Here is a 19,772-nt window from a genome sequence, read left to right as displayed (position 1 = left end):
CGATTTTTATAAGGGGCGAAGCTCCCACTAATTGCGTGCCAAACTAAACACGTATGCGAAAAAGTATCTTTATCTGTGAAGTAGATAACACTAATACGGTAAATGTACCTTGATTTGAAAAATGCTTAGAAGCCAGAATCACAGACCAAACCTCGTTGTGTAGTCGTATAAATTCGTATCAACTTGAGCCTATAACGCCTTGACATGTATGGTCAATAACAAGTAGGGCATTATCGTCAATGATAGGATTTTAGGATGAACGACGACCGGGGTACGTTACACAATAAGTTACATAGTCTGGTCAGCGTTTCGAATGAGTTCATCGCAGCGAGGGTGCTGTTTTCAGTAGTGTAAACTTAGTCCTGACATGCAGATCTGGCGCTCTGTCCGGTTCGATGGAGCGCATCCGTATTAAGTAACGGCGAAGATTTAGTCTTTTCTTAGGCGCTTATACACCCGAATAGCTACCATCAAAACGACGAGTAAAGCCAGCAGTCCAAGCATACCCCAGAGCATATTCAGGGCATCTTTAAGGACGACCAGAAACACAATAGCGAACAAAAATAACGTGGCCACTTCGTTCCAGATACGGAGCTGGGTAGATGTATAACGAAACTCTCCCCGTTGCTCCTGCCGAAAAATGGCATGACACAAACCATGATATACGTATAAACCTAAGACGAGTATCAGTTTGTAAATCAGCCAGCTTGGCGTTGCTCCGTAGTTATACCAGGTATTTAGCCCCAGCAGCAACGTCATTACCGCCGAGGGCCAGGTAATGCCAAACCAGAGTCGGCGTTGCATGAGTAATAATTGTTTCTGCAGAACGCTGCGTCCCGGTTCCTCCTGCGATTCGGCTTCGGTGGCGTAAATAAATAGTCTGGGTATGTAAAACAAGCCCGCGAACCAGGTCACGACAAAAATAATGTGGAGGGCTTTGCTGTAGAAAAACGTCATGATTCAGCGCAGAGAGGATATTGACGGGTAAAGATACAACCCAGCGCGTATCCTGATAAAAATCAGTTGACCATCCTATCATTATCAATGTCTGCCCGAGGGCATCCCGGTATCTTTATCGCTGAATTTGAAGGCAAACTGCCTGTATTTCTCCCCTCGCTTTTTTATGAGTACACCCATTCATAGCTTTCATATTCCGGTCATGGGCCTGGCTTATACCATCGATTCTCCGCTCAAAGTGGCGCGTTTTGGTATTAATTCCGTGCTGTCTATTGTGGAAGATCGGCTGATTGAATCCATGCGGAATTACTATTATCAGCAGATCAATGAACCCTACGTACCGATAACGGCTAATGAAAAAGACTATCGCGCCCGACGAATAACAGACTACCTCAACCTGATAAATCGAACGATTCAGGCGCAGATGGAAACGCTGAAAAATGCTGCTTTTGAAGCTGGTTCTGAGTTGGTTAAGTATTTTGAGATGCTGCCCGACGATAGCGCCTTGAAAGCTATTTATCAGACGATGGTACAGGCGGACAATGAGTCGGAAAAGGCTAGTCTGCAACAAAGCCTGAGAAGCCAGATTCGGCCTGGGAGTATCGATGTCAACATCATGACGAAAGTTGACAAAAACAACCTCGACCGGAACGGGGTGGTGCGCGAAAACGGGTCCGATGCTTTAACTGCCTTGCAGGGATATGCCAGGAGTACCCTTACGAACTCGTCGATTATTTTCTCGGCAGGGCTAAATCCACGGCTGTTCAACTACCTGGAAAACTGTCCTGAATTCGACGCCAAAGGGCTGGGTGAGTTTGATAAGAAGATCGTGATTAAGGTGAGCGATTACCGCTCTGCGCTGATTCAGGGGAAATATCTGGCCAAGAAAGGCGTTTGGGTCAGTGAGTTCCGGGTCGAATCGGGACTCAATTGTGGTGGGCATGCCTTTGCTACCGACGGGTACCTGATGGGGCCGATTCTGGAAGAGTTCAAACAGAAGAAAACGGAATTGGTCGATTCTCTTTTCAGTCTTTATACCAATGCGTTACAACAGAAAGGGAAACAAGTCTTTACCGAGCCGCATCCGATTAAATTGACGGTTCAGGGTGGTATTGGTACGTATGAGGAAGACCAGTTTTTTCATCAATACTACGGAGCCGAAAGCACAGGCTGGGGCACACCTTTCCTGTTGGTTCCCGAAGCGACGACGGTAGATGATGACACGTTGGCGAAACTTCAAAAAGCAGGCCAGAACGACGTTGTTTTGAGCAAAGCCTCACCCTTGGGCGTTCGTTTTTATTACCTGAAAGGAACGAGTGCCGAAGTGGAAAGACTCCGCCGGATTAATCGAGGGATACCCGGCAGCCCCTGTACCGAAAAACACCTGGTCACCAACACCGAGTTTACAAAAGAGCCGATCTGTACAGCTTCGCAACAATACCAGAAGCTAAAATTGGCGCAACTCCAATCGCTCAATCTTTCTGCTGAAGAGTACACAAAGCAAGTTGCTGAATTACAAGGGAAAGAGTGTTTGTGCATCGGGTTGAGCAACGCCATTTCGCATGTGTACGGGGTGCCCTTTCTGAAAAAGCTTCATGCCGTGACCATTTGCCCCGGCCCAAATATTGCTTACTTTTCCAAGATTGTTTCGCTTCAGGAAATGACCGATCACATCTACGGTCGCACCAATCTGCTCAGTGGGCCAGTACGCCCACACATGTTCCTAAATGAACTTACACAGTACCTAAATTATCTGGAAGAACAACTGGCTGAGGCTGACCCTACCGATGCAAAACGCCAGACGTATTTACGGAATTTCGCCCGGAATTTGGAGGAAGGCATCAACTATTATCGCCAATTAACACCGAGTCTGTTTAACACACCTGCTGCCGAAAACGCGTTCGTAACGGGTCTGGATCAGGCTCATGAACGTCTTCAAATGGTAATGCAAGAGCCTTTGGTGGTGTAGGGAGGATTATTTTTTTGTCATTTCGACGTCAGGAAAAATCTCAACACCCACATTAGTCGAGCTTGAGATTTCTCCTGACGTCGAAATGACAAAAAATCAGCCATTCTGACTCTCAAAAATCTGCTTAATGCGGTTAATCTCGTTCGTATAGATTGTCTTCTTGCGGGTACCGAAATAGAGCGTGTTTTCCATAACCTTCTTACCCTCCCAAACCAGCTTCACTTTTCCCTGCTCAAGCTCATTCCGGCACAGAAAATCGGGAATGACCGAGAACCCGATTCCATCGCTTAAGCAACGCACGATGGAGCAAATGTTGGGCACTATGTAGTTTGGTTTGAAGTCGGGATGAGTGTTGAAATTCAGGTACCAGAATTTTTTCAAGTGCTCCATATCGGCCGCTGTACTGTACCAGATTTGTTGTTTTAACCACGCTTCGGCGTCGCTGATTTTTCCGGCTGTCACAAGGTGGTTGAAGACATTGGTATCCGATTGGGCACCACCAACCAGTACAATCCGCTCTTTCGAAAATGGCTGGTACTCCAGATTCGTCTGGGTGCCCTTTTGTGGGGTAATGATTAAGTCCAGAAGCCCCTTATCGAGGTCCTGCTGCATTTGAACGTACTCGCCAAACTTGATAATGACGTTGAACGGAAGCGTACTCATGTGCGGCTCCAGTGTAAACTGAAAGGTCTCAAAACACATCCCGATGCTGATGGTTGCCTTGTCGGTTTTCGAACTTTTGTTGAATTGCTGTTCGGCAGCTTCGAGCTTACTGATCGGTTCCAGGATGTAATTGTACATCAACTTGCCTCGTTCGGTAGGTACCATTTTCCGGGCGGCCCGATCAAATAATTTATAACCCGTGTGCGCTTCCAGTGAATTCAGATGGAGACTAACGCCAGGTTGAGAAATATATAATGCCTGAGCGGCTGCGGTTAGCGAGCCGGTTTCGTAGATGGCCTTGAACGTCCGAAACCATTCCAGATTAACAATCATAATCTATCATTTTTATGATGTAAATCTACTAGTTAACTTATTTTTATGATGATACAGGTCGCGCTAATTTTGCATAATAATAAAGATGAGATAGAACGCTGATTTTTATGATTAGCAAGATGATCTATGATTTAATCGTAAATCAATCATATCGATCCTGAAAATCAGCGTGCTATTTAAAACGAACACATCCATGAAGAATATATTTGTTATCAATGGCGGGCAGAAATTCGCTCATTCGGGCGGTGCCTTTAACGAAACACTGACCAACTGGACAATCGATTTTTTACGGCAACACCCGGATGAATTTGCCGTACAGGTAACCAACGTAAATGACGAATACGATCCTGCCGACGAAGTCGAAAAATACAAATGGGCCGATGTGATTATTTACCACACACCGATCTGGTGGTTCCAACTGCCGCATCGCTTGAAGGAATACATTGATCGGGTCTTTACGGCTGGTCACCAGCAGGGTATGTACACCAGCGATGGTCGTTCGCGGAAAAATCCAGCGATCAACTACGGCACAGGTGGTTCCTTGCACGGTCGGCACTATATGCTGACGACGAGCTGGAATGCACCCGAAGAGGCCTTTACTTTACCGGGCGAGTTCTTTGGTCAAAAAAGCGTCGATGAAGGCGTGATGTTTGGTTTTCACCGGATGATGGCCTTTACGGGCGTACAGCCTCTGGAAAGCATTCACTTTCACGATGTTGAAAAGAACGTCAACATCAGCCGGGACAAGGAACTGTACCGGGCGCATCTGGAGAAAGTATTTCTAGGGCAGGCTGTTGAGGTCGTTTAGTAACCTAGAGGTGGGGTCAGATTCTCAAATCTGACCCCACCTCACCATATTTAACAACCCTTGTCACTTCAAATACCTTTTAGCAGGCACTAACACCGAGTTTCTCGGCGAATCAACTCCCCGGTAACTGCCAGGAGCATTCGGATCACCGCTGGTATATTTTGGTAGTTTGGGATAGGGAAAGACAGGGCGCTGAAAGCGGACGCCATTGGCCGGGATGCCACCCGTATAAGCATTAGCAATTAGTTTGTCGGGGGCAACTCCCTGTTCGACCCAGTTGATGAGCGCTATTAATATATCGTGGTTGCTATCCTGCGGAACGGTGAGCGCCAGATTCTGACCGCAGTCGTTTAGACCTGGCCCACCGCCACAATGCGCCATGCCCGGTATCAGATAGAACCGAAAGAAATCGCTTGTTGGCTTCAGGCCACCCTGGGCGTTGATAACCCGTTCGTAATAACTAACGGCATCCTGATACGGAACAAGCGGATCGGCCGTCCCCGAGTACATCAGAATTTTTCCACCCTTCTTTTTCAGCGGGGCCAGATCGGGATTGTTGGCATTGAGGATCGGTGCCAATAGGGAATCCATCTTATCCTGGTCGCGATCAAAATCAAACTTGCTGTAATCGAAATCACTGCCGAATGCCCATTTGTATTGGTAGAACAGAGAAGGTGGGGCCTGTTTCGGATTCTGTTGGTATTCGATTCCGGCTCCCGAATTTTCGCTTCCGAGCGGGATAGGCGTATAGATGCGTTCGCCGGTTCGGGGATTGACGGGCCCAGTGTATATTTTTTTCAGAGCGGCCAATTGCGGACCCGTGAGACACGTACCATCGTCGGTGCCATCTGGACATTTGGGCAATGTCTCTGGATCGAACTGACAGGCGCTTGGGTCGGTCAGGAAGTTGTCGCTGGGCGCACCAACGTCTTTACCCGCGCAGGCTTTAATGACGGCGTTGGTTATAAAGGCAATCTTCTCCTTCGGCAGAAACGCACTGCCGGGTAGCTGATTGGTTACCTTGTAATTCCAGACAAAACCCGTGTGTAAATGGGTCCGATTGTTAGCCGGAGCACCCGCCAGAATCCCATTGTAATCGTCCGGGTAACGTTGCGCTTCCATCAAGGCCTGCTGACCACCCGTCGAACAGCCCGCGAAGTAGGCGTGATGAAAGGATTTCTGGTAATAGGCTTGCGTGATGGCTTTCGCGGTTACGGTCATTTCATGTGTAGCCCGATGGCCGAAGTCCACCCAGCGTTCGGGATGCCCGACGGCTTCGTTGGCGTTAGGAGAGGTGCCCATATCGGTATTGGTCGTGGCAAAACCACGCTTTAGTCCATTGGCCAGCGCACCATACGAAACACTTCCTGCGCCACCGCCCGTCCCCGTTCCCAGAAAGCGGCCATTCCAGTCCGTTTCGGGCAGCCAAACTTCTATCCGAATCATCGACTCCGCTGTGGGCTTTAGTGTAGCCGCTACCCGACAAAAAGCAGGCAAATCGGTTATGGGCTGACTGCTGCCGGGTGGCGTAAATGAGCCCGCAGGCACACAGTCGGCCAGCGTGATGGTGGCTCCCGGAAATGCTTTTTGGGCGAGTTGTCGGCAAGGGCAATCAGAAGGCGTAACGTTGTTTTGGGCGTTTAGGGTAGTGATCGCCAACATGAACAACAGCGTAAGGGCGGAGATGTAGTTTTTGTAGATCATGTTTTCAGAGGTTAGACCTTTAGTTAACCCTTATTAGCCCATGACTTTAGTCGTGGGAAATAATGCCAATAAATACACACCTATTTTCAACCGTTTTAACGGTTTGGTCCATCTGAAAACCGTTGAAACGGTTAGCGAATTACATGGTTTTCCTAGCTAGCCCACGACTAAAGTCATGGGCTAATAAAATGTACTTAATTCCCTACTTCACCATTTTCTCATAGCGCTCCCGCAGTTCATTTTTCAGAACTTTTCCCGCTACGTTTTTCGGAAATTCATCCAGCAGCATCATGGCTGAAATCTTCTGATAACGGGCTTCGATGTGCTGGTTTGTCCAGCCTTTAAGCTCATCAACAGAAACTTCCGCAACCAGCCGGACGGCGGCAACGGGAGTTTCGCCCCAATCGGGGTGAGGTACGCCAAAGACGGCTACTTCGGCCACGGCTGGGTGACGAATGATAATTTCCTCGATGTCTTTAGGATACACATTCACTCCGCCCGAAATAATTAGATCTTTCTTCCGACCTGCCAGAAATAGATAGCCATCGGTATCAATGTAACCCAGATCGCCGGTGTACAGCCAGCCGTTCCGAAGGGCATCGGCGGTCAACGCTGGTTTCTTGTAGTAACCCGAGGTTAAAAAAGGAGCCCGACCAATAATTTCCCCGACTTCGCCTGTTGGCAGTTCTAGTCCTTCATCGTCAACAATTTTCATCTCCGAAAACCAGATCGGTCGCCCAACTGAACCTGTTTTTTCGGCCGAAACGGTCTTGTCCAGAACGGTCATGAAGCCTTCCGTCAGACCATATAACTCGTAAAACGTATTCGGAAACCGTCGGATCAGTTCTTCTTTTTGCTCGCTCAACAACGGCGCGCCCACCGACAAAATATACTCGATGGTTGGCATTGTATCGATTGTAAATTCTGAGTAGCGCAGACAGGACGCGATTTGAGTGGGTACCAGAATCGTATGCGTAACGCCCTCGCTGGCCAGCGTTTGCAGGACAGGCTTTACCGAAAATTCCTTCAGCAACACATACGTACAGCCAATAAACATGGCGGGCATAAACGTCAGCATGGCCCCGTTAAACACAATTGAACCGGAGTGCATAATGACGCTTTCGGGGCGGATGCGATAGGCATTGGCAAACAGCGTTCCATACATGGACCTTACGAAATGGGAATGCATGATTCCTTTGGGTAGCCCGGTCGTGCCGCTGCTGTACATAATGTTGTACAGATCATTACCACTGAGGTCGGGCGTTGGCGGTTCTTCTGGCGAAGCGGCCTCCCACAAAACCGAATACGATTGCCAGTCGGGTTGATCGCCATCCGTTAGCCAGTAGTTTGTGGCCGAAACAATCAGCTCGTTGCGAACTTCATCCAGGAAAGGAGCATGGGCCGAATCGGTCAGAACCAGCCCCGAATCAGCATCATTGAGCAAGTTAATTAGCCCCTGTCCACGCACCATCGGACTCATAGGGACGAGAACTGCGCCCAACTTCGCCACTGCCCAAAATGCTTCGTATAACTCGCGGCTATTGGGCAATACAGTAGCTACTTTATCCCCTTTCCCAATACCCGCCGTTCGTAACGCATTCGCCATCCGGTTGACACTCCGGTTCAGTTCCGCAAACGTCAGGCGGGTATCGCCAAAGACGAACGCCAGATGATTAGGCCGGAATTGAGCGTGCTGCGTCAGCCAGTGGTTGATGGTTAAAGGGTACATGGTTGAGGTTGTAGCTGGCGCGGTATTCACCCGTGCCTATCAATATTAGCCAGTATTCACTGGCGCAAGCGAATGCTTGCTATATAAACAAGCACGGGTGAATACCCGCGCCAGACTAAGCATCAGCGTTCTATCAACTCCACGGGTTTCAACTTCGGCGCAAAGAAATGAATACATAACCAGGCTAGTATGTAGGCGCTGCCGCAGAGCAAAAACAAGTAATTATAGCCGATGGTAATATCGCCCTGCGCTTTATAGGTATCCAGTAACGCACCCACCACAATCGGGAAGCCGAGTCCGCCCAGCGAACCTGCCATACCGCCAAGTCCAACAACCGAACTGACAGCATTCTTGGGAAACATATCCGACACGAGCGTAAACAGATTGGCGCTCCAGGCCTGGTGGGCAGCAACGGCCAGACTTAGTAGTCCTACCACTTCCCAGATAGAGGTTGCGTAACGAGTTAGCACAATCGGCACAATGCAGAGCGCGTAGAGCAGCATGGCCGTTTTGCGGGACCGATTGATTGTCCAGCCCCGACGAATGAAATAGCCCGACAAATACCCGCCACCCACGCTACCAATCGTAGCCGCCGTGTACACAAAGATGAGCGGTAAACTGGGCTTTTTCAGGTCCAGATTAAACGAGGAGGCAAAGTAGGAGGGAAGCCAGAACAGGAAAAACCACCACACTGGGTCGGTAAATAACTTGCCCAGCACGAACGCCCAGGTTTGGCGGAACTGAAGGAGCTTCAGCCACGGAATCGATTCGCTGGTAGGTGTTTCGGCATCGCTGGTAATGTAGACCAGTTCTTCGGGCGATAGCTTTTTATGCCGTTGTGGGTTTTCGTAGCCTATCCACCAGAAAACAAGCCAGATAAACCCAACCAGTCCCGTCAGTACGAATGCCATTTGCCAGCCATAAGCCCCCAATACCCAGGGAACCAGAATTGGGGCAACTACCGCACCGATGTTTGTGCCTGAATTAAAAATGCCTGTTGCCAGGGCCCGTTCTTTTCGGGGAAACCACTCGGCTACGGTTTTAATAGCCGCCGGGAAGTTTCCGCCTTCGCCCAACCCCAACAGGCCGCGGTAAACGCCAAAGCCGAAGGTGCTGGTTGCCAGTCCATGCATCATGGCGGCAATGCTCCACACCGAAACGGCAATCGCGTAGCCCATCTTGGTGCCAATCGCATCGATCAGGCGACCAAAGACAACGTAGCTAAAGGCATAAGCCGCCTGAAACGCCATCACGATGTGGCTGTAATCGGTTTCGGTCCAGTTAAAAACGGTTTCTAAAGTGGGTTTGAGCAGGCTGATCACCTGCCGATCCAGATAGTTTATAGTCGTGGCTACAAACAAAAGCACTACGATTCGCCAGCGGTAGTTGGTCATGATTAATAAGCGATGGTACGTTGTGTTTGGCTACTTTCCAGCGCTAAGTCGATGACACGGGCCAGTTGTTGAATATCGGCAGGGGTGATGGCCGGTTCGGCACCATTCACAATGGCGTCGTAAAGGTTGTCGTAAAAAGGCGTGTAATTACCGGGCTCACTTTCAATGACTTCCGCTTGCCCGTCCCGGTAAAGCGTTCCCCAGCGATCCTCGGGTTCAATGCCCCAATCGGGTTTATTCGGTAATTCGTTAAGTCGTTGGCGTTCTTCCTGCACATCCAGCCCACCTTTAATAAACGAGCCTTTGGTACCGTGCAGACTGTAACGCAACTGATTGTTATACACCAGTAAATTCGACTCAAGCCGAACGACCTTATCGGCGTAACCTAGCTTTACATCGAAATAGTCGGGCACATGACTGTTTGGACGGAGAATTCGGACGCTGGCCTGTACGGTATCGGGCTTGCCAAACAGGTTCAGCGCCTGATCGAGCAGGTGTGGGCCTAAGTTGTACAGATTACCCCGGCCTGCACCCGCCTGTTCTTTCCAGCTTTGCGAATTAGGCGGAACGGGTGAGTAGCGATCATACAGACATTCATAATCAACGAGTTCCCCTAAGGCATCCTCGGCCAATAAACGCTTGATCGTTAAGAAGTCAGAATCCCACCGCCGGTTCTGGTAAGCGGTCGCGATAAGTCCTTTCTGTTTTGCTAAGTCCAATAGCTCAACCGCTTCGGCTTCCGAAAGCGCAAACGGTTTTTCGACCACAACGTTTTTGCCCTGTTCGAGTGCTTTACGAGCGTACTCGACATGCGTTTCGTTGGGCGAACAAATGAAAACGAGGTCGATAGCCGGATCGGCAAATAACTCTTCCGGCGTAGCGACCCACTCAATAGACGAATCGAATTCACGAACCGCATCGGGTCGGCTACTGGCGATTTTCTTTATATGAAACTTCGGATTGACAGACAAAAACGGCGTATGGAAATACCGCCCGGACAAGCCAAAACCAACCAAACCAACGTTAATTACGGAAGACATATTTGGGGTATTCAATTTACAGTTTGTGGTTTACGGTTGGCTGACGCGTCAGCAAGACCTGCGTCAGCCAACCGTAAACTACAAACCGTAAACCCAGATACTTACTCTAAAGCAAAAGCGACGTACTTATCTCCTGATTTCGTATTCAATTTTCCGCCACCACAGGCAATGACCACGTACTGTTTGCCTCCTACCGAATAGGTACTAGGCGATGCGTATCCTGCGGCTGGCAACTGAACCTGCCACAGAATTTTACCCGTTTTTTTGTCAAATGCCCGTAGCTGCTCGTCTTTACTGGCGGCAATAAACAACAGATTACTGCCCGTTACAAGTGGTCCGCCGTAGTTATCGGTTCCGGTTGGCGCAATACCTCTGGCGGTAAGTTCTTTATACTCGCCCAGAGGAACCTGCCAGCGGTGTTCGCCAGTATTTAAATCGATGGCGGTGAGGGTCCCCCAGGGTGGTGCGCTCACGGGATAACCCTTGCTGTCGTACCATCTGTTGTAGCCCGTATGCTGATAAGGCAGCCCCGCTTTCTGGGCGCTCACCGTTTGCGTCGCATTGCCTTTGTTGAACAGAAAATCGACAATGGCTTTGCGCTCGGCTTCCGGGAGGTGCGAAAAGGAAGGCATCATTCCCCGACCTTTCAGAAGCACCTGATGAACCGCATCGGCGGAGAGTCGCGCTTCCAGACCCAGCAACGATGGATAAGAGCCATCGTGGTTTCCCCGGCGATCGGCACCGTGGCAGGCGGCACAACGCAAGCTGTACAATTGAGAACCCGTTACCGACGCGTTACCAGTGGGTTGCTCTTTCAGCACCAATGAGGAAAAGCAGGGATTTTGCTTGGCGGGTATGTAAATCACGCCCTCTGGATCGACCGCCGAGCCGCCCCATTGTGCACCACCATCGGTACCGGGGAAGAAGATAGTCATGGTTGATGTCAGCGGAATATATGGGCTACCTGTATGGGCTTTTCGAAGCGTGGTCACAATCTCGTCCCGATTTGATGCCCAGGGATTGATGTCTTTTTCGGTGAATGATTGCTTCGTAAACGGCGCGGGCTTTGTCGGGATGGGTTGTGTTCGACTAGGGTATTCTCCAGCGATGGCAGCGGTTGGAAACGCTTTCTCGATGACCGGAAACAACGGTTTGCCCGTAACCCGATCAAAAACAAAAACGTGGCCCTGTTTGGTCGTTTGTGCTACGGCATCGATTTTTCGGGGCCGACCGTCGGGACCGGCTTGAACAACCGTTAACAAACTTGGTGGTGCCGGTGGGTCACGATCCCAGATGTCGTGATGCACAAACTGAAAATGCCAGAGTCGCTTTCCTGTGTTGGCATCCAGCGCCAGCAAACAATTGGCGTAGAGATTATTGCCCTTTCGATTGCCGCCATAAAAATCATAGGCCGCCGAACCCGTCGGGATGTACACAATACCTCGATCCCGGTCGATGGCCATACCCGCCCAGGCATTGGCACCACCCAACCGTTGGCGTGGGTTAGCCGGAGCCCAGGTGTCGTAACCAAATTCGCCGGCTCGTGGAATGGTATGAAATGTCCAGACTTTCTGACCCGTTCGAACATCGTACGCCCGCACATCGCCCAATAAAGCTGTTTCGCCTTCGGATACCCGCACCCCCACAATGACCAGGTTTTTGTAAATAGTATTGGGCGTGTTGGGTTGTACATAATTATCAGCGCCGGGTCGCTCAATGCCTTCCTTCAAATCGATGCGTCCACGTTGGCCAAAGTTGTCAATGGGGTTACCCGTCTTTGCCTCGAAGGCGTAAAGCCATTTGCCCGCGCCAAACAAAATCCGTTTGTCCTGTCCATCAGTCCAATACGTTACACCCCGGCTGGTGGTGCCGCCGTTGTCGGTCAATTTCGTTCGCCAGATTTCCTGACCCGTTGCGGCATTCAACGCAAACGCCTGTGTATTGGCTGAAACACCGTACAACATGCCATCAACAACAATGGGATTGCATTGCATCTGGGTTCGGTTGCCTACCGTATCGGCTCCGCCCGATGAGTACGTCCAGGCTACTTTTAGTTGTTGTACATTCTCCGCATTGATTTGCGTCAATGGCGAGAAGTGACTTCGGGCACCGTCGCCATTGTATTCGCCCCAATTCGTGTCGGGTAAATCGGGAAGATGCCTAAACTGGAAGGCAATCAGGCATAGAGACGCTATAAGGAGCAGGTATTTCATGATTTAGAAAAATACCGAAGATTGACAAATGAATTATCCAGGCAGTAGGTTTGCCAGGACTTCATAAAAGTCCTGGCAAGTCCTTTAATACCCTGGATTCTGGGCTATTTTACGACCAAAATTAGCGTCGATAAATTTTTGGGGAATGGGGAAAAGACCGTTTTTCGGCTGAATCGAATTTATGGTTGTGGGAAAATCATTGTATTTGAGGGTTCGCTCCACGAGCTTACCGGTTCTATTGAGGGTTAATCGGCGAGGCTCTTCAATAATCAATTCCCGTAAGCGTTCATCAAGAATATAGTCTATGTCAACCTGAGAAGCTGTCGCTGGTTTTGCATTCGCTCGTTTGCGGACTACATTTATGTCATCGGCGGCTTTTTGTTTATCACCTTTCAGTAGATACGCTTCTGCCCGTAGTAGGTAGGTTTCAGCCAATCGCATCATTGGCCAATCATTACTCGTTTGACCCGATGATGCACTAGGAATTGCATTTTCAATTTTCCGGAAGCCGGGGAAAATATGATATAGTGTATCAAGGTAAGCGTGAAACGTTACTTCTTGCCTGAAATATTTTGACGTCGGGTTATTGTAATACCATTTCCGACGAATATTATAAGGGGAGTTGCGCAAATCATTTGGATCATCCCAGATTCCGTAGATGATATGGTTGCTTGGCCTGATAAAACTAACACCTCTACCTAAGCTATCGGCCAATACCATTCCTGAAGCCCCTGATGGATCTTTAGCGTCGAAATAGCGAACTCCCCAGTGACGAAGCCATTGATTACCCCCTCCAGAGCCTTGCCCGCCGGCCGTCTGATATTCAAATTGAATGACCCATAAATTCTCCAGATTCCCGCCTGAACGATTCACATTACCCGCTTTGAACAAATCTGAAATAACATCTCCAGGCTGCGATTTAGCACTACCAAATCGGGCTGTCATCAACTGATTACGCCCCGATGAAATGACCGATGTAGCGGCTGTAATAGCAGCATCGTAATTACCCAGGCTAATGTTGACTTCGGTTAATAAGTGATCTGCCGCATCTTTTATAATACGACCTGGCTGGGGTTCCGTCAAGGGTAACCATTGTGATGCAAATTCCAAATCTGCTTTCGCAAAGCTCAGTACATCTTTACGGGTGTTTCGCTCATAATCTATTTTAGGCTCAGTGGCAACTTTATCAACAATCGGGACATCCCCATACAGATTGCTAAGCAGGTTAAAGGTGTATGCTCTAAAAAAACGGGCTTCGGCAATGACTGCATTTTTTTGTGCCTCATTTGCCCAAACGGCAGTTGGCCGCTGCGCATAGTCGATAATTTGGTTGGCTCTGGGTAACATGGTCAGATACCCCCATTCCCAAAAGTAATCGACGGCGGCATAGGTAGGGGTAAGTTGTGCGGCATAGTCTCTTAAATAGGTATCCCGTAGGCCAATCGATCCTAAATCTGTTCCATAATGTACGGCCCAGTATTTATTTGCATCATCAGGGGCCATCAACTCTCGCATACCTTGATGCAGAGCCGTAATCGCACTTTGAAAACCGGCATTGCTGACCAGCGTTCCGTCTGGCGATAAAAATGAAATTGGTTTTTCGTCCAGTACGCTTTCATTGCAGGCTTGCGTAGACAGAACCAGCCCAAGCCCTAGTATCCATTTGGTCAATCGGAAAAATTGAATCTTCATGTTGACTGTCTTTTTTAAATTAAAAACTCAGGTTTAGGCCAATGGAAACAGTACGGGGCATGGGGAAATCGCTGGGGGTGCTTCCGCTTTCAGGGTCCATGCCACGCCATTTTGTGAACGTGTATAGATTTCGACCACTCACATAAGCCTTTAAGCTATTCATTTTTAAACGAGAAAGCAGGGCACGGGGAAAGTCGTAAGAAAGCGATACCTCCTGTAACCGAACAAAATCCCGACTTTCATAGTAGCCATGATTATAGGGATTTGTGTAGACCAGCGATGAGACTGTATTGGATTTGTTCTCAGGTGTCCACCAGCCGGTATCTAAAAAATTGGAGGGTCTGCTGGTAAGATTTCCATTGCCAACGCCACCTGCATTCTGGGTAAGTGCCAGCCGTGGGTCGCTACCCAGCCAACCTTGCAACGCATTGAACATCAGCATTAGATTGAATTGGCCATATCGGATTGAATTGCTCACACTCCAGCGATAGGTTGGCTGCAATGTTCCCAAAACTTGCCGATCATTCGCATCAATTACGCCATCGCCATTGGCATCCTCTAGCCGCAGGAAACCTGCTTTTTGCCCAGTCGGTATATTATCGCCGACCTGGTAAACACCGACTATCCGATAGTCGTATACAACAGAGATAGGTTTTCCAATAAACCACTTATTGCTAACGTCATTATCCTCAATGCCATCGCCGTTTACGTCACTTTGGTAAATATGAACAATGCGATTTTTATTGGTCGAAAACGTAAGATTGCTGCTCCACTCAAACTTGCCCTTTTTCAGATTTATGGTGTTGAGTGTGAGTTCAACCCCTTTATTGTTGGTCGCTCCAACATTGGTCAGGATGTTGGCAAATCCGGTAGGCGAAGGCAATTGTCGGCTCAGCAGCAAATCTTTGGTATCCATGTTATAGTATTCGATGGTGCCCCCAATCCGACCTTGCCAGATGTCAAAATCGACCCCCAAATTCGTGGTTATGGTCGTTTCCCATTTTAAGTTTGGATTGGCCAGATTGGCCGGATAAAGGCCCGTTGAGGTTGTACCCCCGTCGCCAAAAACGTATTGTACCTGTCCTTGCTTCGTTAGGGACTGGTAGGCTGAAATGGCCTGATTGCCTACTGATCCATAAGAGGCTCTGAATTTGAGCATGTTGATCATAGGAATCGCTTTGAAAAAAGGCTCCTCAGAAGCTATCCAGGCAACAGCTGCCGATGGAAATATGCCAAACTTATGGCTAGCGCCAAATACTGAATTTCCATCACGTCGGGTTGTGAGGGTTACTAGATACCGATCTTTAAACCGATAGTTAAGCCGAATCATGGAGGAGATTGCGTTGACATCGGAAGCCGACGACGTATTGGTTTGGATCTTCGCCAACGACAGGTTATTCCACCCATTGGCATCACTGGTACCCGTAAAATCGTTGCCTGTAGCCGATAGAGTCTCATAATAGGCTTCATTGCGCCCGTATAGCAGTGTCAGATCCAGATTATGGGAAGTGCCAAGTTGTGTGGTATAGGTTAAAATGTTTTCTAGTACCCAGTTTTTGTTTAAATCAGTTCGTCGGCTGGCATTACCCGTATAGTTCTGGCTGTTGCGCTGATAGATTGGCGTGAAGTTGTCCAGATTATACCAGCGATAATTGGGCGAATAGTTGACACGATACGTCAGTCCCGACAGAAAAGGAATATCAACGATGGCATAAAAATTGGCGAACAGATTGCGTTGAAGCTCCCGGTTTTTCTTGATAATGGCATCAAACAGCATACCACCAATTAGTCCATCTTCATTCGATAGGGGGGCAGGATCGGTATGGGCAGCATCCAGCCAAACAGTGCTGTAAGGGGTTGTTCCATAGGCATAAGTCACATTCCCCTCATTGCCCGACAAGTCGCGCTCCGCAAATTGGGCGTTCACGCCTATTTTGAGCCAATTGGTAATCTGATTATCCAGATTGACCCGAATGCTGGTTCTTTTGGAAATGTCATTATAAATCAGTCCTTTATCGTTGTTAATATTCCCCGAAATGAAATAATTAGTACGGGCACTCCGTCCTGAGATACTTAGGTCATAGTTCTGAATACCGGCAGTTTGTGACACCTCTTTCCAGGGGTCAATTGTGATTCCGGCAGCATAGTTTTTTGCTTCTGTAGCTGTCAGGTAACCACTTATTTTGGTTGGATCGGCATCCAGCCCACTTTGAGTTCGCCAATCCAACGTTTTCTGAATGTAGCGCTCGGGAGTCAGTAGTTTAGGTTTGTAGCTCCAATTAGATGCGCCGTAATAGGAGCTAATCCGAATGGTTGGTTTTTCGGAGGTGCCTCGTTTAGATGTAATGAGAATAACACCATTGGCGGCCCTTGCGCCATAGATCGCCGTTGCCGACGCATCTTTTAATACTTCCATCGACTCAATGTCGCCAGGATTGATATCGTTAAGACTACCCTCGAAAAAAATGCCATCCAGAATAATCAGCGGATTATTGCCTGCCGAAATGGATCGCTGGCCCCGTATCAGAATAGTCCCTCCCTGCCCAGGCCGACCACTATCGGTGAACTGAACCCCCGCTACCCGACCCCGTAAGGCCTGAGCCACATTGGTGTTCGGCAGGTTTTCAGTCTGTTTCATATCGATCTTAGTTACCGAACCAGTCACGTTCCGGCGCGACTGTGTGCCATACCCTACCACCACTACTTCGTCAATCGAGTTCGAACTGGGCTTTAGCTGAAGGTTAATGGTGGTCTGGTTGCCAATAGCTACTTCCTGAGTTTCGTAACCGATAAACGAGAAAACCAGCGTGCCTTTAGCTTCCGCATCGGGTAGGCTAAGTTTATACATGCCATTTCCATCCGTTGCGGTACCGATGGTGGTTCCTTTAACAACGACACTTACACCGGGAAGGCCATCGCCTGTTTCGCTCGTGATGTGGCCATTAATTACTCGTTGCGCAGGCATACGGACGATTGATGCCTGAGCAATACCATCTACCGAAAGCGGGACTGGTGACTCAGCCGTTTGGTTAATGGGTAGGCTTGTGCTCTGGGCCTGGGCATTGTCCAGGTTTTTGACAGGCGTAATCAGATACGATTTGCCCCGTTTGCGGTACGTTAACCGAAAGGGTCTTAACAGATTATCAAGCCGTTGCTCCAGTTTTCCATTTTGGCGAACGGCATCCATTGATACCGTTAGTCCTTCAATCGTCGATTCTTCGTAGAGGATATTGACGCCGAAGGCTAGCCCCCATTCGTTCAGAACGTCTTTAAGAACACGAACTGCCGTTGTCGGACGCGTGGGTTGCTGGTTTAGTGAACGGGCCGATGCCAGGTACTGGGCCTGGATTGGTAAGCCACCGCTGGTCAATAGGAGTACCAGTACAACTACGGGGAAGTAGCTGAGTAATGGTCGCATCATGTGAGTAAGAGGGTTTAGGAATTACAATTAGTTAGTTATCGGATTGATTGGTATAGGGCTGAATAGCAAGGCCTTCTGGAGTTTGGGTAACTTTTAGGTGTAAGAAATCGGCGAGGTCTTCGATCAGCTCATTTGGTTTTTCAGCCGCAAACACACCGGAGATTTGGCGCTGGGCCAGGGTGGAATCGGTAATGTGAACAGTTAAACCAAAGTTGTCGTAAAGAAGCTGGCTGATTTCAGATAGGCTTGTTTGGTCGAACGTAAAACTGTGTTGTTTCCAGCTGGAAAACGTAGCGGGTCGCTCCGTTTTTTTGCGTTGTAGTTGACCCGATTCGCCGAGAGACACCCAGTCGCCGGGCTTCATAACTACCTGTTTTCCCGCCTGATAGGTCACTTTTACCTTCCCTTGGCTAAGAACCACTTTTCGGCGCTGGTCGCGGGCGTAAAGGACAAATTCAGTACCCAGTACTTCTACTGCAAAGTCGTTGCTGGTTCTGACAACAAACCGCTGATGATTGGCCAGGTGCGTTACCTTAAACTCGGCCTCACCATCCAGTTTTACCTCCCGACCACGCTGACCAAAGCCCCAGCGCGGCACCCGTAGCGCAGAATTGGCATTGAGGGCAACACTGGTTCCGTCGCTCAACTGAAACGATTTTGTTTCGCCATAAGCCGTGTGATAGGTCTCGTACCGAATCAAATCCCGACTCAGATAACCGCCAATCGATAGGGCTAACAGGATCGAGGCCGCCCAAAACCAGATCGATCGACTGTTCCAGGAATCCCCTTTCGAGACGGCGACAAATGGAGTTGGTGCTGGTGCAGTCTCAATCTGCTGCACAGCGGCCCGGAAACGATCGAGTGCGGGTTGCACATCGGCACGGTATTGTGGATGCTGACTTTCCCACTCGTTGAGATACTGGTAGTACAGCGTCCTATTGTCAGATTCCTTTAGCCAGTCGGCAATCCACTGTTTTTGTGGGGCTGTACTTTTTCCGGCAAAGAAGTCAAAAAGAAGTTGTTTGGGTGGTGATTCTGGCATGGCTTTCAACGGTCATTTTCAGTACGACAGATTCGAACAGGTTGACCCCATATCGGGATTAAAGAAAAGAAATGAGGCTGAGTAGAATGAGCCATTCACTGGTTAGGTGAGTGCGCAGGCGGGTCAGTGCCCGGCTAATAAGGTGCTCAACCGCTTTCTGACTGATATGCAGTTCTTTGGCAATGTCACTATAGCGTTTCCCCTCGTATCGGTTGAGCATGAACGCCCGGCGGCATTGGGCGGGAAGAGCCTGAATTTCGGTATCGAGTCGGTGCGTCAATTCCTGGAAATGGATGATGGCTTCCGGGGTATCAGTATCAATGAAATCTTCGTTGGTGTCTGGATCGAATGTTTGGTTACGATTCAGTTCCTGCCGCAGATAATTATAGGCTCGGTTACGCACCGCCCGGTAGAAGTAAGCCCCGTAACAGACCGTAATTTGCTGGTAGGTGGCGTTTTTCCAAAAGGTTAAAAACACATCGGACACGATGTCTTCCGCTACCTCTTTCGATAGCACAAATCGAACGGCATAGCTGCACAAATTCTGATAGTAGCGATGATAGAGCAATTCGCAGCCCAGTTTCGGGTCTTGCTCAAAACCACGCCGAATAAGCAGTTCCGGGTCGTCTGTCGATAGCGGCACGGAGTTCGCTTCTTCTGGCATAGCAAACGGAAACGCTTTGGGAGCGTCAGAAAACGGGGATAAGTTTTCCATCAGCTACAAGGTCTGTTTTATAGTACAACCTTATGACAAAATTGGACTGGCATACCCCATACGACCAAGAAATTATTTTTATAATTCTGTTA

13 protein-coding genes are annotated in these 19,772 nt (G+C 48.9%); 2 read left to right on the top strand and 11 right to left on the bottom strand.

Annotated features, from left to right (window positions below):
* Positions 1–429: 429 nt before the first annotated feature.
* Positions 430–957 (bottom strand): CopD family protein, encoded by a 528-nt coding sequence (locus ACYVGR_RS00425; protein WP_460952995.1) that lies wholly within the window; start codon positions 955–957, stop codon positions 430–432.
* Positions 958–1,123: 166 nt separating this feature from the next.
* Between ACYVGR_RS00425 and ACYVGR_RS00420 the strand changes: the two genes are divergently transcribed.
* Positions 1,124–2,926 (top strand): hypothetical protein, encoded by a 1,803-nt coding sequence (locus tag ACYVGR_RS00420; RefSeq protein ID WP_460952994.1) that lies wholly within the window; start codon positions 1,124–1,126, stop codon positions 2,924–2,926.
* A gap of 96 nt (positions 2,927–3,022) precedes the next feature.
* On the opposite strand, the gene ACYVGR_RS00415 is transcribed toward ACYVGR_RS00420, so the two are convergent.
* The gene (locus ACYVGR_RS00415; protein ID WP_460952992.1) at positions 3,023–3,922 is read right to left on the bottom strand and encodes a LysR family transcriptional regulator; all 900 of its coding nucleotides are present in this window, start codon (positions 3,920–3,922) and stop codon (positions 3,023–3,025) included.
* Positions 3,923–4,115: 193 nt separating this feature from the next.
* Between ACYVGR_RS00415 and ACYVGR_RS00410 the strand changes: the two genes are divergently transcribed.
* Positions 4,116–4,730: an NAD(P)H-dependent oxidoreductase gene (locus tag ACYVGR_RS00410; RefSeq protein ID WP_460952991.1), complete on the top strand. Its 615-nt coding sequence runs from the start codon at positions 4,116–4,118 to the stop codon at positions 4,728–4,730.
* A gap of 63 nt (positions 4,731–4,793) precedes the next feature.
* Here the strand turns inward: ACYVGR_RS00410 and ACYVGR_RS00405 are convergent, their stop codons facing one another.
* The 9 genes from ACYVGR_RS00405 to ACYVGR_RS00365 all read right to left on the bottom strand — a co-directional run bounded on the left by ACYVGR_RS00405 (position 4,794) and on the right by ACYVGR_RS00365 (position 19,680).
* Positions 4,794–6,434 carry a tannase/feruloyl esterase family alpha/beta hydrolase gene (locus ACYVGR_RS00405; protein WP_460952990.1) on the bottom strand — a complete coding sequence of 547 codons (1,641 nt, stop codon included), beginning with the start codon at positions 6,432–6,434 and terminating at the stop codon, positions 4,794–4,796.
* A gap of 202 nt (positions 6,435–6,636) precedes the next feature.
* Complete coding sequence (locus ACYVGR_RS00400; protein ID WP_460952988.1) at positions 6,637–8,163, bottom strand: class I adenylate-forming enzyme family protein; 1,527 nt, start codon at positions 8,161–8,163, stop codon at positions 6,637–6,639.
* A gap of 122 nt (positions 8,164–8,285) precedes the next feature.
* A complete protein-coding gene (locus ACYVGR_RS00395; protein ID WP_460952987.1) occupies positions 8,286–9,557 on the bottom strand; it encodes an MFS transporter in 1,272 nt (423 codons plus the stop codon).
* 2 nt (positions 9,558–9,559) lie between these two features.
* Entirely contained in the window at positions 9,560–10,597 is a 1,038-nt protein-coding gene (locus ACYVGR_RS00390) for a Gfo/Idh/MocA family oxidoreductase (protein ID WP_460952985.1), read from the bottom strand.
* A gap of 101 nt (positions 10,598–10,698) precedes the next feature.
* Positions 10,699–12,810, bottom strand: a complete 2,112-nt coding sequence (locus tag ACYVGR_RS00385; protein ID WP_460952983.1) for an outer membrane protein assembly factor BamB family protein — start codon at positions 12,808–12,810, stop codon at positions 10,699–10,701.
* Positions 12,811–12,894: 84 nt separating this feature from the next.
* Positions 12,895–14,502 (bottom strand): RagB/SusD family nutrient uptake outer membrane protein, encoded by a 1,608-nt coding sequence (locus ACYVGR_RS00380; protein WP_460952982.1) that lies wholly within the window; start codon positions 14,500–14,502, stop codon positions 12,895–12,897.
* Positions 14,503–14,521: 19 nt separating this feature from the next.
* On the bottom strand, positions 14,522–17,923 hold the full coding sequence (locus ACYVGR_RS00375; RefSeq protein ID WP_460952980.1) for a SusC/RagA family TonB-linked outer membrane protein: 3,402 nt from the start codon (positions 17,921–17,923) through the stop codon (positions 14,522–14,524).
* A gap of 31 nt (positions 17,924–17,954) precedes the next feature.
* The gene (locus ACYVGR_RS00370) at positions 17,955–18,965 is read right to left on the bottom strand and encodes a FecR family protein (RefSeq protein WP_460952978.1); all 1,011 of its coding nucleotides are present in this window, start codon (positions 18,963–18,965) and stop codon (positions 17,955–17,957) included.
* Between the two features lie 58 nt (positions 18,966–19,023).
* Positions 19,024–19,680: an RNA polymerase sigma-70 factor gene (locus ACYVGR_RS00365; protein ID WP_460952977.1), complete on the bottom strand. Its 657-nt coding sequence runs from the start codon at positions 19,678–19,680 to the stop codon at positions 19,024–19,026.
* Between the last annotated feature and the right edge of the window lie 92 nt (positions 19,681–19,772).

It is taken from the genome of Spirosoma litoris, from assembly GCF_054776755.1.
The sequence above is the reverse complement of the archived record's forward strand: the minus strand, read 5'-3'. Positions and strand labels throughout refer to the sequence as shown.

What these genes read in the sequence shown, in the direction of transcription:
- ACYVGR_RS00425 (WP_460952995.1), bottom strand. Translation starts at nt 957, where the DNA reads ATGACGTTTTTCTACAGCAAAGCCCTCCACATTATTTTTGTCGTGACC.
- ACYVGR_RS00420 (WP_460952994.1), top strand. Translation starts at nt 1,124, where the DNA reads ATGAGTACACCCATTCATAGCTTTCATATTCCGGTCATGGGCCTGGCT.
- ACYVGR_RS00415 (WP_460952992.1), bottom strand. Translation starts at nt 3,922, where the DNA reads ATGATTGTTAATCTGGAATGGTTTCGGACGTTCAAGGCCATCTACGAA.
- ACYVGR_RS00410 (WP_460952991.1), top strand. Translation starts at nt 4,116, where the DNA reads ATGAAGAATATATTTGTTATCAATGGCGGGCAGAAATTCGCTCATTCG.
- ACYVGR_RS00405 (WP_460952990.1), bottom strand. Translation starts at nt 6,434, where the DNA reads ATGATCTACAAAAACTACATCTCCGCCCTTACGCTGTTGTTCATGTTG.
- ACYVGR_RS00400 (WP_460952988.1), bottom strand. Translation starts at nt 8,163, where the DNA reads ATGTACCCTTTAACCATCAACCACTGGCTGACGCAGCACGCTCAATTC.
- ACYVGR_RS00395 (WP_460952987.1), bottom strand. Translation starts at nt 9,557, where the DNA reads ATGACCAACTACCGCTGGCGAATCGTAGTGCTTTTGTTTGTAGCCACG.
- ACYVGR_RS00390 (WP_460952985.1), bottom strand. Translation starts at nt 10,597, where the DNA reads ATGTCTTCCGTAATTAACGTTGGTTTGGTTGGTTTTGGCTTGTCCGGG.
- ACYVGR_RS00385 (WP_460952983.1), bottom strand. Translation starts at nt 12,810, where the DNA reads ATGAAATACCTGCTCCTTATAGCGTCTCTATGCCTGATTGCCTTCCAG.
- ACYVGR_RS00380 (WP_460952982.1), bottom strand. Translation starts at nt 14,502, where the DNA reads ATGAAGATTCAATTTTTCCGATTGACCAAATGGATACTAGGGCTTGGG.
- ACYVGR_RS00375 (WP_460952980.1), bottom strand. Translation starts at nt 17,923, where the DNA reads ATGATGCGACCATTACTCAGCTACTTCCCCGTAGTTGTACTGGTACTC.
- ACYVGR_RS00370 (WP_460952978.1), bottom strand. Translation starts at nt 18,965, where the DNA reads ATGCCAGAATCACCACCCAAACAACTTCTTTTTGACTTCTTTGCCGGA.
- ACYVGR_RS00365 (WP_460952977.1), bottom strand. Translation starts at nt 19,680, where the DNA reads ATGGAAAACTTATCCCCGTTTTCTGACGCTCCCAAAGCGTTTCCGTTT.